13 protein-coding genes are annotated in these 13,243 nt (G+C 71.3%); 8 read left to right on the forward strand and 5 right to left on the reverse strand.

The window, feature by feature from the left end:
* Window positions 1-33: 33 nt before the first annotated feature.
* Window positions 34-735 carry a hemolysin III family protein gene (locus GEV27_RS05210; protein WP_153653788.1) on the reverse strand — a complete coding sequence of 234 codons (702 nt, stop codon included), beginning with the start codon at window positions 733-735 and terminating at the stop codon, window positions 34-36.
* Between the two features lie 76 nt (window positions 736-811).
* Between GEV27_RS05210 and GEV27_RS05215 the strand changes: the two genes are divergently transcribed.
* The 7 genes from GEV27_RS05215 to GEV27_RS05245 all read left to right on the forward strand — a co-directional run bounded on the left by GEV27_RS05215 (window position 812) and on the right by GEV27_RS05245 (window position 8,793).
* Window positions 812-1,573: an isoprenyl transferase gene (locus GEV27_RS05215; RefSeq protein WP_153653786.1), complete on the forward strand. Its 762-nt coding sequence runs from the start codon at window positions 812-814 to the stop codon at window positions 1,571-1,573.
* A gap of 315 nt (window positions 1,574-1,888) precedes the next feature.
* Window positions 1,889-3,217 (forward strand): PhoH family protein, encoded by a 1,329-nt coding sequence (locus tag GEV27_RS05220; RefSeq protein ID WP_309222047.1) that lies wholly within the window; start codon window positions 1,889-1,891, stop codon window positions 3,215-3,217.
* Between the two features lie 84 nt (window positions 3,218-3,301).
* The gene (locus GEV27_RS05225; RefSeq protein ID WP_153933622.1) at window positions 3,302-4,507 is read left to right on the forward strand and encodes an extracellular solute-binding protein; all 1,206 of its coding nucleotides are present in this window, start codon (window positions 3,302-3,304) and stop codon (window positions 4,505-4,507) included.
* Window positions 4,504-5,325, forward strand: a complete 822-nt coding sequence (locus GEV27_RS05230) for a carbohydrate ABC transporter permease (protein ID WP_153653781.1) — start codon at window positions 4,504-4,506, stop codon at window positions 5,323-5,325. Before GEV27_RS05225 ends, GEV27_RS05230 begins: the two co-directional genes overlap by 4 nt.
* Window positions 5,322-6,302 carry a carbohydrate ABC transporter permease gene (locus GEV27_RS18230; RefSeq protein WP_153933623.1) on the forward strand — a complete coding sequence of 327 codons (981 nt, stop codon included), beginning with the start codon at window positions 5,322-5,324 and terminating at the stop codon, window positions 6,300-6,302. Before GEV27_RS05230 ends, GEV27_RS18230 begins: the two co-directional genes overlap by 4 nt.
* Window positions 6,299-7,462, forward strand: a complete 1,164-nt coding sequence (locus tag GEV27_RS05240; RefSeq protein ID WP_153653777.1) for an ABC transporter ATP-binding protein — start codon at window positions 6,299-6,301, stop codon at window positions 7,460-7,462. The genes GEV27_RS18230 and GEV27_RS05240 overlap by 4 nt, the downstream gene beginning before the upstream one ends.
* A complete protein-coding gene (locus GEV27_RS05245) occupies window positions 7,462-8,793 on the forward strand; it encodes a DUF2079 domain-containing protein (protein WP_228765061.1) in 1,332 nt (443 codons plus the stop codon). Before GEV27_RS05240 ends, GEV27_RS05245 begins: the two co-directional genes overlap by 1 nt.
* Before the next feature lie 129 nt (window positions 8,794-8,922).
* Here the strand turns inward: GEV27_RS05245 and GEV27_RS05250 are convergent, their stop codons facing one another.
* Window positions 8,923-10,308, reverse strand: a complete 1,386-nt coding sequence (locus tag GEV27_RS05250; RefSeq protein ID WP_153933625.1) for an aspartate ammonia-lyase — start codon at window positions 10,306-10,308, stop codon at window positions 8,923-8,925.
* Window positions 10,305-10,946 (reverse strand): spermidine synthase, encoded by a 642-nt coding sequence (locus tag GEV27_RS05255; RefSeq protein ID WP_153933626.1) that lies wholly within the window; start codon window positions 10,944-10,946, stop codon window positions 10,305-10,307. The genes GEV27_RS05250 and GEV27_RS05255 overlap by 4 nt, the downstream gene beginning before the upstream one ends.
* Before the next feature lie 34 nt (window positions 10,947-10,980).
* Here GEV27_RS05255 and GEV27_RS05260 point away from each other — a divergent pair, with 34 nt between their 5' ends.
* Window positions 10,981-11,394, forward strand: a complete 414-nt coding sequence (locus tag GEV27_RS05260) for a DUF6314 family protein (protein WP_153933627.1) — start codon at window positions 10,981-10,983, stop codon at window positions 11,392-11,394.
* A gap of 10 nt (window positions 11,395-11,404) precedes the next feature.
* Here the strand turns inward: GEV27_RS05260 and GEV27_RS05265 are convergent, their stop codons facing one another.
* Both GEV27_RS05265 and GEV27_RS05270 read right to left on the reverse strand, forming a co-directional pair.
* Window positions 11,405-12,451: an ABC transporter ATP-binding protein gene (locus tag GEV27_RS05265; RefSeq protein WP_309222048.1), complete on the reverse strand. Its 1,047-nt coding sequence runs from the start codon at window positions 12,449-12,451 to the stop codon at window positions 11,405-11,407.
* Entirely contained in the window at window positions 12,448-13,242 is a 795-nt protein-coding gene (locus GEV27_RS05270) for an ABC transporter permease (RefSeq protein ID WP_153933628.1), read from the reverse strand. Before GEV27_RS05270 ends, GEV27_RS05265 begins: the two co-directional genes overlap by 4 nt.
* Window position 13,243 lies beyond the last annotated feature (1 nt).

A 13,243-nucleotide genomic window follows, 5' to 3' on the forward strand; every position in this document is an offset into this window, starting at 1 on the left:
GCAGGACTCCGCAAATCTGGGCGGGGTGGTGGGTCAGCGCTGCTGGTACGCCAGCATGCTGACGCCGATGTAGTGCACGATGAACGCCGCGATCGTGAACGCGTGGAAGACCTCGTGGAAGCCGAAGTAGCGCGGTGACGGGTTGGGCCACTTGAAGCCGTAGACGATCGCGCCCAGCGTGTAGAGGACGCCGCCGCCGACCAGCATCGTCATGACCGCCGTGGACGAGTTCGCCACGAACTCGTCGAAGTAGAGCACCGCTGCCCAGCCCAGCAGGAGGTACAGCGGGACGTACAGCCAGCGTGGCGCGTCGATCCAGAAGAGCTTGAACACCACGCCCAGCAGGGCCCCGCCCCACACGAGGGACAGCATGATGATCCAGTGCTGCCGGCTGAGCAGCAGCAGGGAGAACGGCGTGTAGGACCCAGCGATGAGCAAGAAGATGTTGGCGTGGTCGAAGCGCTTCCAGAAGCCGCGGACCCGATCGGACCACGTGCCGCGGTGGTAGACCGCGCTCACGCCGAACAGCATCATCGAGCTCACCATGAAGACCGCGACACCGGCACGGACGCGGATGTCGTCCGCGATCACGAGCATCACGATGAAGGCGAAGAAGGCCAGCGGGAGCGTCACCGCATGGAGCCATCCGCGCAGCTTCGGCTTGATGTCGTCGACGGTGTCACGGAGCCGGTCGCTCGCCTCGTGGACGGTGCTCTCGTGCTCCATGTTGACCATGCATCAAGAATATTGCACGGGTGGAAGCGGACCGCCGCGCGACCGTGCCACATGTGGTGGGCGTTACCCTCAGATCATGGGAGTCAGCGATCTCGCGTACGGCGTTTACGAACGGCGTCTCGCCAAACAGCTCGATCCGGCCAAGCTCCCGCACCACGTCGGAGCCATCGTCGACGGCAACCGGCGTTGGGCGAAGTCGGCCGGCGGCCGGTTCGAGGACGGCTACCAGGCGGGTGCCAACAAGATCGCGGAGTTCGCCGAGTGGTGCGACGAGCTGGGCGTCGAGATCGTCACGCTGTGGGTGCTGTCGACCGACAACCTGCAGCGCTCGCCCGAGGAGCTCGCGAGCATCCTCGAGGCCGTCGAAGGGCTGATGGAGCGGCTCGCCGCCGAGCAGCGCTGGCCCATCTCCGTCATCGGCAACCTCGACCTGCTGCCGTCCGAGTCGGCCGCTCGGATGAAGCATCTGGCCGAGTCGACCGTCGGCGTGCAGGGCATGCGGGTCAACATCTGCGTCGGCTACGGCGGACGCCAGGAGCTCACCGACGCGATGCGCTCGCTGCTGCTCGACCAGGCCGCCAAGGGGCGCTCGCTCGAGGAGGTCGCCGGGACGCTGGTCGTCGACGACATCGCCGAGCACCTCTACACCAAGGGGCAGCCCGATCCCGATCTCGTGATCCGTACGTCGGGGGAGCAGCGGCTGTCCGGCTTCCTGCTGTGGCAGAGCGTCCACTCGGAGTTCTACTTCTGCGACGCCCTGTGGCCGGCCTTCCGCCACGTCGACTTCCTGCGGGCCATGCGCTCGTACGCCCTGCGCCAGCGCCGCTTCGGCGCCTGACCCCACCGCCGACGAGTCACGCACGACCGCCGACGAGTCACGCACGGACGCCGACGAGTCACGCACGGACGCCGACGAGTCACGTACGGATCCCGTAGGTGACTCGCGAGCGTCCGTACGTGACTCGCCACGCGCCGTACGTGACTCGTCAGCGTTAACGCGGACGTCATGTGGGATTCAGCGTGTCGTGCCGCGAATCGGTGCCCCGCAGACCTAGCGTTCGAGATGTGTTGACGCTCGCGCTTGAGCCCGGATACCCCACCCACGAGTAGGGGCCGGCGCAGGCGCGCGCGGGCCCCGCCAGAGGAGACAGCTGTGGCCGCACCGCGCACGACGAGCAAGAGCCCGAGCTCCACCCGCCGCACGTACGTCCTGGACACGAGCGTCCTGCTGGCAGACCCCGGCGCCGTCAACCGTTTCCACGAGCACGAGGTCGTCATCCCCGTCGTCGTCATCACCGAGCTGGAGGGCAAGCGGCACGATCCCGAGCTCGGCTACTTCGCGCGCAGCGCCCTGCGCTTCCTCGACGACCTCCGGGTCGAGCACGGCACGCTCGACGTCCCCCTGCCGATCGGCGACGAGGGCGGCACGATCCGCGTCGAGCTCAACCACACCGACCCGTCCTCGCTGCCGTCCGGCTTCCGCCTCGGCGACAACGACACCCGGATCCTGTCCGTCGCCCGCAACCTGGCCAACGAGGGCCTCGACGTCACGATCGTGTCGAAGGACCTGCCGATGCGGGTCAAGGCCTCGGCCGTCGGACTGGTCGCCGAGGAGTACCGCGCCGAGCTCGCGCTCGACTCGGGCTGGACCGGCATGCGTGAGCTCGAGATCGACAGCCTCGACCTCGACACGCTGTACGACTCAGGGACGGCTGACCTCCCCGAGGCGCGTGAGCTGCCGTGCCACACCGGCCTCGTCCTGGTGTCCGACAAGGGCAGCGGCCTCGGCCGGGTCACCGCGGACAAGACGGTCCAGCTGGTCCGGGGTGACCGCGATGCGTTCGGCATCCACGGGCGCTCGGCCGAGCAGCGGATCGCGCTGGACCTCCTGCTGGACCCCGACATCGGCATCGTGTCCCTCGGCGGCCGCGCCGGCACCGGCAAGTCCGCGCTCGCGCTGTGCGCAGGCCTCGAGGCGACGATGGAGCGCGGGCTGCACAAGAAGGTCGTGATCTTCCGGCCGCTGTACGCCGTGGGTGGCCAGGAGCTCGGCTACCTGCCCGGCAGCGAGTCCGAGAAGATGGGCCCCTGGGGCCAGGCCGTCTTCGACACGCTCGGCGCGGTCACGTCGCCTGCGGTCATCGACGAGATCCTGGACCGCGGGATGCTCGAGGTGCTCCCGCTCACGCACATCCGGGGACGCTCGCTGCACGACTCGTACGTGATCGTGGACGAGGCCCAGTCGCTCGAGCGCAACGTCCTGCTGACGGTGCTGTCGCGCATCGGCGCCAACTCCAAGGTCGTCCTGACCCACGACGTCGCCCAGCGCGACAACCTGCGGGTCGGGCGGCACGACGGCGTCGTCGCGGTCGTCGAGAAGCTCAAGGGGCACCCGTTGTTCGCCCATGTGACCCTGACCCGGTCCGAGCGCTCGCCGGTCGCGGCGCTGGTCACCGAGATGCTGGAGGACCTGACGCTCTGACGCCGGGGGGAGAGCCCCCCTTTGTGGCACAGTGGCGTCGTGAACGGACAGGGGACACGTTTCGCGCAGTGCGCCGCTGCCGTCATGACGGCCTGTCTCCTGGCGTCGTGCGGTACGTCCGAGGCCCCGGCCGGCGACGCGCCCACACTGTCGTGGCACGTCGGCCCCGACCGGTTGGACGCGCCGGCGCTGGCGGCGACGTGCAACGCCGAGGCCGCGGGCGCGTACCGGATCGAGGTCGAGCAGCTGCCCGACGACGTCACGGCACGGCACGACCTGCTGGTGCGCCGGCTCCGCGCCGGCGACGACACGATCGACCTGCTGAGCCTGGACTCGTCGTTCACCGCGGAGTTCGCCGCCGCCGGCTTCCTCGAGCCCGTCCCGGACGATCTGGTCGGCCCGCTGAGCGAGGGCATCGCCGGGCCTGCGCTCGACGCCGCGACGTACGACGACCGGCTCGTGGTCGCGCCCTGGCTGCTCGACCCGCAGGTGCTGTGGTTCCGCGGCAACGTGGCCGAGCGCGCGGGGCTCGACCCCGGCAAGCCCATCAGCTGGGACGACCTCGTGGCGGGCGCCCAGCGTCTCGGCGTGAGCATCCAGGTGCAGGACCGCGACGGCAGCGGGCTGTCGGAGTGGGTCAACGCGCTGGTGGCCGGCGCCGGCGGCCGGATCGTCTCGGGCCAGGGTCGGGACGACGCCGAGGTCGCGCTGTCCGGGGACGCCGGTCGCGCCGCCGCGTCGACCATCGAGCTCTACCACGAGGCCCAGGTCGGTCCGGGCCCGTCCAAGGACGCCCTGTCGGCGTTCGCGGCGCCCGGCGGGGGATTCCTGCTCGCCTCCGCGTCCGCGATCGCCGACCCGGCGGTGGCATCGGTCTCGGCCGACATGGTCGCCGCGGCGTACCCGACCGTCGCCGACACCAGCATCGCTCCACTGGCGGGGGTGGGCCTCGCCGTCCCCCGGAACGCCCCGCAGCCGAGCCGGTCGTACGACGCGATCCGGTGCCTCACCTCGCCCGAGCAGCTGACGACCCTGATGACCCAGGCCCAGCACGGCGCGAGCCGCCTCGCGACGTACGACGACAAGGCGGTCGCGGCCGCCTACCCGCAGGGGGACGTCGCCCGCGCGGCGGTCAAGACCGGCGCGATCGTCCCGGCGACCCCTACCTGGTCGCAGATCCGCCGGGCCATCGACGAGACGTGGGCCCCGACCGCTGACGTCACGCAGGACGCGACCCCTGACGCCTCGCAGGCCGCGGTCGAGGCCGCTGTCGAGGGCAGGCTGCGATGAGGGGCTGGCGGTGGCTCGCGCCCGCGATCCTGGTGCTGCTCGTGGTGACGGTGTGGCCGATCGCGCGCCTCGTGTGGACCTCGCTGCACACCCAGCCGCTGACCCACCCGGACGATCGGTCGTTCGTCGGCCTCGACACGTACGTCGACGTGCTGACGACCCGCTCGTGGTGGATCGCCGTTGCCGCGACGCTCGCGATCGTGGCCGCCGCAGTGCTGCTCCAGCTCGTGCTCGGCCTGGCCTTCGCCGCCGCGATCCGGCGTCTGACGCTGCTGTGGCCCGTCACCCGCGTCCTCGTGCTGCTGCCGTTCACGATGCTGTCCGTCGTCTCGGCGGTGATGTGGCGCGACGCGGTGACCACCGGGTTCGCGGCCGCCTGGTTCGACCTCGACGACGTCGGTGCGACCGGCCAGCTCGTCGCGGTCGTGCTCGGTGAGGTCTGGCGGGGCACCGGCATCACGGCGGTGATCCTGCTGGCGGGTCTCCTGCGCGTCTCGACGTCGCTGATGGCGTCGGCCGTCGCGGACGGGGCCACGGCGTGGCAGCGCTTCCGCCTCGTCGTGCTGCCCGCGATGGCCCCCGCGCTCGCGGTCGCCACGACCTATCGCGCGCTCGACGCCCTGCGCATGCTCGAGGGCCCGCTGCTCGTCGACGACCCGCGCGCCGACGTGCGCACGGTGCCGGCCCTGGTCTGGGATGCGACGTTCTCACGCTTCGAGCTCGGCCTCGGCGCCGCGACGTCCGTGCTCCTGCTGCTGTTCGCGGCCGTGCTCGCCGCGGTGCTCGTGCCGCTGACGCGGGTCAGGAGGGTCGTGTGACCGCCTCGGTGAGGTCCCGGCTGATCGCGTCCGCGGTGGCGTTCGCGCTCGGGTTCGGGCTCGGCAACTACGGCATCCTCATGGTCTCGAGACCCGATCTGTGGCTGTGGATCGTCGTCTCGCTCGCGTTCATGGTGACGGGCGCGGCGGGCGTGATGTTCGCCGACACGAGCCGGGACGTGTCGTTCTGGGCCGTGCTGGGCCTGGAGGTCCTGGTGGTGCTGACGGTCGTCCCGCTGCTGTGGACGTTCACGGTCGCGACCGCACCAGCGGGGACCGCCCCGCAGGCGTTGTGGCCGCAGGACGTCACGTGGCGCGCGTTCGACGGCGCGATCCACTCCGACATCCTGCAGGACGCCGCACTGACCTCGCTGCTCGTCTCCGGGCTCGCCACCCTCATCGCGATGCCGCTGGCCGTCGCCGCGGCGTACGGCTTCGTGCGCGTGCCCGCGCGGGGCAAGCGCCTCGCGTACGGCCTGGTCGTCGCGGTGCTACTCATGCCGGTCGTGGCCCTCGCCGGGGCGTACACCGACCTGCTCGACGCGTTCGACGTCTACGGGTCGCGGCTCGCGCTGGTGCCCCCGACGCTCGTGCTCACCCTGCCGCTGGCGATCTGGCTCAGCGTCACGGTGCTGCGGGACGTCCCGTGGACGCTGCTGGACGCGGTCCGGGCCGACGGCGCGACCCCACGCCAGGTGCTGCGGCACTTCGCGGCGCCCGCGCTGCTGCCGGGGCTGGCGGTGGTCGCGCTGCTCGTGTTCGTGGCCGGCTGCAACGACGCGGTCCTCGGCGTGGCGCTGTCGCCCGACGAGCGCACCGCCCCGCTGCCCGCGACGCTGCTGCTCGCGACGGGACAGGTCGCGGACTCCAGCTCCGTGATCGCCGCGGCGGGACTGCTGTGGATGCTGCCCGCGATCGTCCTGCTCCTGCTGTTCCCGCGCCGGATCAACCATCTCCTCGGAAGGTCCTATCGATGAGCTCGATCGAAGTCCGCCACCTCACCACGGCCGGCCGCGCGGGGAGCCGTCCGCTGCTGGACGACATCTCCCTTCACGTGCCGGACGGCACGACCCTGGCCATCGCGGGGCCCCGTGGCGGCGGCAAGTCGCTGCTGCTGCGGACGCTGGCGGGGCTCGAGGACCACACGTCGGGGGACGTCCTGGTGGGCGACACCGTCGTCAACACGGTCGGACCCCGCGGGCGCGATCTCGCGATGGTGTTCCAGGACCACGCGCTGCACCCGCACCTCGACGTCTTCGACAATCTCGCGTTCTCGTCCCTGCTGCGCCGCGGCTTCGACAAGGACGAGCTCTCCGACCGGATCCACGAGGTCGCCGACTTCCTCGCCCTCGGCGACCTGCTCGAGCTCAAGCCCGCCGATCTCGACGACGCCCAGGCCCAGCGGGTCGCGCTCGGCCGCTCGTTGGTGCGGGACGCGCAGGCGTACCTGTTCGACTCGCCGTTCTCGGCCCAGTCCGAGCGGGTGCGTACGCACGTCAGGTCGGTCACGACCCAGTGGCAGCAGGAGCGCGGGCGCACCTCGATCTTCACCACCAGCAGCGTCGAGGAGGCGCTGAGCACGGCCGACCGCGTCGCGGTGATGCACCAGGGATTCATCCACCAGGTCGGGACGCCGCGCGAGCTGTACGAGCGTCCAGCCGACATGTTCGTCGCGGGCTACCTCGGCTCGCCGCCGATGAACCTCGTCCCGGCGTTCCCCATGGGCCGCGAGCTCGTGATGCCGCTGGCCACGATGGCGCTCGACGACGCCCTGCTCGAGCGCATCGGCGACCGCGGTGTCGTGGTCGCGGGCATCCGGCCCGAGCACTGCCACGACGCGACGGGCCCCGGCGGGCAGGCGGTCACCGAGCGCGTCGAGCTCACCGCCCGGATCGACGACGTCGAGTGGCGGGGCAGATCGCAGTTCGCGTACCTCGGCTACGAGATCGCACCGGAGGTCGAGGACCTGCTCGAGGAGGTCGAGGACCTGCTGGAGTTCGATCTGTTCCAGAGCTTCCTCGTGGCCGAGCTGGCCGCGGACAGCACGCTGGAGCCGGGCATGTCGATCAGCGTGGTCATCCCGCGGCACCGGGTGCACGTGTTCGATCCCGAGACGGGTGAGAACCTGACTCTGTGATGATCGCCACTCGCGCCCAGCGCGCTCTCGCCGCCGCCCTGGCGCTGGTGTGCGCGGTCGTCTACGGTGCGCTCACCCTGATCCGGTTCCACCGCTTCGCGATCAACTCGTACGACAACGCGATCTTCGAGCAGGTCATCAAGAGCTATGCGAGTCTCAGCGCGCCCGTCGCGGACGTCAAGGGGCCCGGCTACCACATCTTCGGCGACCACTTCTCGCCGGTGACGGCACTGATCGCGCCGTTCTACCGGGTGTTCCCCTCGGCGCGAACCGTGCTGCTCGCGCAGGTCGTGCTCATCGCGATCTCGATCTACGTCATCGCGGTGCTGGCGATGCGGCGGATCGGGACGGCCGTCGGCCTGGTGATCGGGGTCCTCTACGGATTCTCCTTCGGCCTCCAGTCGGCCGTGGAGGTGAACTTCCACGAGGTCGCGTTCGCCGCACCCCTCCTCGCGCTGGCCGGGGCCGCGTACGTCGACCGGCGCTACGACCGGGTCGTGTGGTGGTCCCTGCCGCTGCTGCTGGTCAAGGAGGACCTCGGCCTGACCGTCGCGGTCATCGGCGCGGTGCTCTGGCTCGCGGGTGAACGTCGCCGGGGGGTGCTCCTGGCCGTCGGGGGCGTGGTGTTCTCCGCGGCCGTGGTGCTGCTGCTCATCCCCGCGTTCAACAGCTCGGGGGAGTACACGCACTCCACGCTGGGGGAGCGGGGGATGCTCACGACCCTGTTCGACCAGGTCGACCGCAAGGCCGCCACGGCGCTGCTCACCGTGGCGGTCACCGGGCTCGCGGCCCTCGCCTCGCCCTGGGTCCTGCTGGTCGTGCCGACGCTGGTGGGGCGGTTCGTCAACGACGTGCCCTATTACTGGGGCACCGACTACCACTACTCGCTGGTGCTGATGCCGATCGTCTTCATCGCGATGATCGATGCGATCGTGCGGCGGCCGGTGCTGCGGTGGGCGACGCTCGGCGGCGTCGTCGTGAGCGGGTTCATGATGATCAACTCGCCGGTCGCGGTCCTGGTCGACCCCCAGACGTACGAGGACCCGCCCCGGGCCCAGAGCGCCCGGCTCGTGATGTCACTCGTGCCGAAGGGGGCGACGGTGGAGGGCGACATCGGTCTGCTGAGCCACCTGGTCACCGATCACACCGTCTACTGGATCGGGTCGATCGGCGACGGTGATGCCGACGTCAAGCCCGAGTACGTCCTGTTCGACGTGGCCGCGGGCATCGGCTCACCCGACGACGTCGTGGCGTACGCCGAGAGGGCCCACGGCGGCACGTACGACCTCATCTACGACAACAACGGCTACAAGCTCGCCCAACGACGCTGAGGCGCGCCTCCCGTCCGCTGAGGCGCGCCCGCGGTCCGGTGAGGCGCGCCCCAACCCACCCCTCAACGGACGGGAGGCTCCCGTCGGCGGACGGGAGCCTCCCCTCAGCGTTGGGGGTGGGGGGTGGGGTCAGGGGTGGGTCATGCTCATGACGTCGAGGGCCTGGTCGAGGTCGGCCTCGGAGATGTCGCCGCGCTCGACGTAGCCGGACTCGATGACGACCTGGCGGATCGTCTTCTTCTCCTTGACCGCCTGCTTGGCGATCTTGGCGGCGTTCTCGTAGCCGATGTGACGGTTGAGCGGCGTGACCACCGACGGCGAGGACTCGGCGAGCTCGAGGCAGCGCTCCTCGTTGGCCGTGATCCCGTCGATGCAGCGGTCGGCCAGCACGCGCGAGGCGTTGCCGAGCAGGCGCATCGACTCCAGGATGTTGCGGCCGATGACCGGCAGCATGACGTTGAGCTCGAACGAGCCTGACGCTCCCGCTGTGGCGATCGTGGCGTCATTGCCGATGACCTGGGCGGCGACCATGAGCGTCGCCTCGGGCAGCACCGGGTTGACCTTGCCGGGCATGATGCTCGAGCCGGGCTGCAGATCGGGCAGCGCGATCTCGCCGAGACCCGTGCGGGGGCCGGAGCCCATCCAGCGCAGGTCGTTGCAGATCTTGGTCAGGCTGACCGCGATCGTGCGCAGCTGGCCGGACATCTCGACCAGGCCGTCGCGGGCGCTCTGCGCCTCGAAGTGGTCGACCGCCTCGGTGATCGGCAGGCCGGTGTTGGCGGCGAGGATCTCGATGACGCGCTGCGGGAAGCCGATCGGGGTGTTGATGCCCGTGCCGACCGCAGTGCCGCCGAGCGGGACCTCGGCGGTGTGCGGCAACGCCGACTCGACGCGCTCGATGCCGCGGCGGATCTGCGCGGCGTAACCGCCGAACTCCTGCCCGAGGGTCACCGGGGTGGCGTCCATCAGGTGGGTGCGGCCGGACTTCACGACGGACGCGAACTCGGTCGCCTTCGCCTCGAGCGACGTCGCGAGGTGGTCGAGCGCGGGGATCAGCTCGTTGGTCGCGGACGCGGTCGCGGCGACGTGGATCGACGTCGGGAAGACGTCGTTGGACGACTGCGAGGCGTTGACGTGGTCGTTGGGGTGCACGTCCTTGCCGAGGGCCTTGGTCGCGAGGGTCGCGATGACCTCGTTGGTGTTCATGTTGCTGGACGTGCCCGAGCCAGTCTGGAAGACGTCGATCGGGAAGTGCGCGTCGTGCGCGCCGGTCGCGACCTCGTCGGCGGCCGCGATGATCGCGTCGGCGATGTCCTGGTCGAGGATGCCGAGCTCGGCGTTTGCCTTCGCGCAGGCGGCCTTGATCTGCGCCAGGGCGCGGATCTGGGCGGACTCGATGGGGGTGCCGGAGATCGGGAAGTTCTCGACGGCTCGCTGGGTCTGGGCGCGCCAGAGGGCGTCGGCGGGGACGCGGACCTCGCCCATGGTGTCGTGCTCGATGCGGTATTCGGTCATGCCCGCACGATAGCGCTGTCCCGCGGCCGCGACCCCGTGAGGATCCAGTAGTGCTCGTCCCGGTCCTGCAGCCGGACGGGGATGCCTCGCGCATCGACCTGCTCGAAGACCCGACCGAGGGTGTCCAACAGTGCCGGGGCGCGGTCCATCGACCAGATGCACACGTGACCGTCCGGGCGCAGCCGCTCGGCGCAGACCCGCAGGAAGGTCGACTCGTAGACACCGGAGTTCGTGTCGTGCACGAGGAAGCCGGGACCGTTGTCGACGTCCAGGACGATCGCGTCCAGAGTGGTGGGTGCCTGGTCCGCGACCACCGCGCGTACGTCGTCCAGGACGAGCTCGGTGCGGGGGTCCGCGAGCAGATCGGCTCCCGGCAGCGTCCCGTCACGCAACCAGCCGGCGATCTCGGGCTGCAGCTCGGCGACGACGACCCGGCGTACGTCCGCGGACGCCAGCAGCTCGCGCAGGGTGTGGCCGAGCCCGAGCCCGCCGACGAGGACGTCGGCCGCTCCCAGGTCGAGCACGATGCGGGCCAGCTCCCGCTCGGACGAGGTCTCCACGTCGTCCATCACGAAGACCCCGTTGACCCGCAGCTCGGTTGCGCCGTCGTCGCGGCGACGCCAGGTTGCACCGCTCATGCCGCCACGATAACCGCCGTCCTAGGGTGGACCCGTGCCTCATCCCGCCGCCCCGACCTCGCTCATCGGCGCCTGGACCATGTCCCGCACGATCGACGACCGGCTGAAGGCAGAGCAGTCGACGGTCGAGGGCACGACCGAGCTCGCGCTGGGCGCGGACGGCCGGGTCCGCTGGAGCGAGCAGGGCAGCCTGCGAACCGGCGAGCTCGTGCTGGCCGTCAGCCGGGTGCTGTTCGTCGAGCTGCGGGACGGCGAGTGGTTCGTGACGTTCGAGGACGGCCGCGACTTCCACCCGTGGGCGCCGGGCGACGAGGTCGTCCACCCCTGCGCCGCCGACACGTACGTCGGTCGCGTCGAGGTCGTCGATCCCGACCGGTGGACCGTCAGGTGGGACGTCACCGGACCGGCCAAGGACTACACGATGCGCACCACCTTGACCCGGGCCTGAAGGTCATCGGTCAGGCCGCGTAGATCGACACCTCGCTGGCCTTGACCGCGAGGAACACGGGCGTCCCCGGTGCCAGGTCGAGCTCGGCCACGACGGGGGCGGTGACCTCGGCGCTGACCTCGTCGGTCCGCACCCGCACCTGGGAGCCGTGCGGCTCGAGCTCGCGCACCGTGGTCGCGAACACGTTGCGGGGGCTGCCGCCGGGTGCCTCCCGGTGGACGCCGACCGCGCTGGGGCTGAACACCGCGACCGCCGGGGCCCGCTCGGGCACGGGGTCGTCGCCGTGGAGGCCCGCGACCAGCAGTCCGCTGGGAGTGCGCACGCCGCCGTGCTCGACGACGCCGCGGGCCAGGTTGAGCCCCGCGATGCCGGCCGCGAACGTGCTGCGCGGGCGGGTCAGCACGTCCCGCGTCGGCCCGGACTCCACGACGCGGCCGCCCTCCATGACGACCACCCGGTCCGCGAGCAGCAGTGCGTCGAGGACGTCGTGCGTGACGATCACGGCGCTGCGCCCGGCCAGCACCCGCTTGAGCACCTGACGCATCGCCGGCACGACCGTGACGTCGAGGGCGGCCATGGGCTCGTCGAGCAGCAGCAGGCGTGGCTCGGCCGCGAGCGCCCGGGCGATCGCGACGCGCTGGGCCTGTCCTCCGGACAGCTGGGCCGGGCGCCGGTCCGCGAGGTCGGCGGCGTCGACCTCGCCGAGCCAGGTACGTGCGAGGGTGCGCGCCTGCGACCGAGAGCGGCCCACACTGCGCGGTCCGAACGCGACGTTGTCGAGCACCGTGAGGTGCGGGAACAGCAGCGGGTCCTGGGCCAGCAGCGCGGTGCCGCGGAGGTGGGGCGGTCGCCAGGTGCCCGCGGCGACGTCGAACAGACAGGTCTCGCCCAGTGTGGCTGCGCCCTCGTCGGGGCGCAGGATGCCGGCGATCGCGGCCAGGAGGGTCGACTTGCCGGAGCCGTTGGGGCCGAGCACCGCGACGGTCTCTCCGGTCGCGACGTCCAGGCTCACGCGGACGTCGCGGGCCGCGACGGCGGCATCGAGGTGCAGGCTCACGTCGCCGCGCCCCGTCCACCGCGCACGAGCCCGATCACGAGCACCGCCACGACGACCAGCAGCAGCGACAGGGCGACGGCGGCGTCCGGGTCGCTCTCGCGCTGCAGGTAGATCTCCAGCGGCAGGGTGCGGGTCACGCCCTCGAGGCTGCCCGCGAACGTGATCGTCGCCCCGAACTCGCCCAGCGCCCGCGCGAACGACAGCACCGCACCTGCGGCCAGGCCCGGCAGCACGAGCGGCAGGGTGACCCGCCGCAGCACGGTCGTCGGACGCGCGCCAAGGGTCGCGGCGACGACCTCGTACTGCTGTCCGGCGGTGCGCAGCGTGCCCTCCAGGCTGACGACCATGAACGGCAGCGACACGAAGGTCTGGGCGATCACGACCGCGGTGGTGGAGAACGCGATCTGCCAGCCGAGGACGTCGAGGGTCTCGCCGAGCAGCCCCTTGCGCCCGAACGTGTAGAGCAGCGCGATGCCGCCCACGACCGGAGGCAGCGCCAGTGGCAGCAGCACGATCGAGCGCAGCACCGCCTGCCCGCGGAACGTCGTGCGCGCGAGCACCAGCGCCATCGGCACCCCCAGCAGGAGGCACAGCACGGTGCTCGCGGCGGACGTGCGCAGGCTCAGCCACAGCGCGGCCTGCGACGAGTCCGAGCCGATCAGCGAGAAGAAGCTGCCCCACTCGACCCGGGTCGCGAGGGCCACGAGCGGCAGGACGATGAACAGTGCGCCGGCCGCGGCGGGCACGAGCACCCACCGCGGGACGCCGGAGTGCTGAGACGTCAGGGCCATG

Source organism: Aeromicrobium sp. S22, from assembly GCF_009661045.1.
GTDB classification, from domain to species: Bacteria; Actinomycetota; Actinomycetes; order Propionibacteriales; family Nocardioidaceae; genus Aeromicrobium; species Aeromicrobium yanjiei.

What these genes read in the sequence shown, in the direction of transcription:
- GEV27_RS05225 (WP_153933622.1), top strand. Translation starts at nt 3,302, where the DNA reads ATGACGGCCTGTCTCCTGGCGTCGTGCGGTACGTCCGAGGCCCCGGCC.
- GEV27_RS05255 (WP_153933626.1), bottom strand. Translation starts at nt 10,946, where the DNA reads ATGAGCGGTGCAACCTGGCGTCGCCGCGACGACGGCGCAACCGAGCTG.
- GEV27_RS05250 (WP_153933625.1), bottom strand. Translation starts at nt 10,308, where the DNA reads ATGACCGAATACCGCATCGAGCACGACACCATGGGCGAGGTCCGCGTC.
- GEV27_RS05210 (WP_153653788.1), bottom strand. Translation starts at nt 735, where the DNA reads ATGGTCAACATGGAGCACGAGAGCACCGTCCACGAGGCGAGCGACCGG.
- GEV27_RS05230 (WP_153653781.1), top strand. Translation starts at nt 4,504, where the DNA reads ATGAGGGGCTGGCGGTGGCTCGCGCCCGCGATCCTGGTGCTGCTCGTG.
- GEV27_RS05240 (WP_153653777.1), top strand. Translation starts at nt 6,299, where the DNA reads ATGAGCTCGATCGAAGTCCGCCACCTCACCACGGCCGGCCGCGCGGGG.
- GEV27_RS05270 (WP_153933628.1), bottom strand. Translation starts at nt 13,242, where the DNA reads ATGGCCCTGACGTCTCAGCACTCCGGCGTCCCGCGGTGGGTGCTCGTG.
- GEV27_RS05245 (WP_228765061.1), top strand. Translation starts at nt 7,462, where the DNA reads ATGATCGCCACTCGCGCCCAGCGCGCTCTCGCCGCCGCCCTGGCGCTG.
- GEV27_RS05215 (WP_153653786.1), top strand. Translation starts at nt 812, where the DNA reads ATGGGAGTCAGCGATCTCGCGTACGGCGTTTACGAACGGCGTCTCGCC.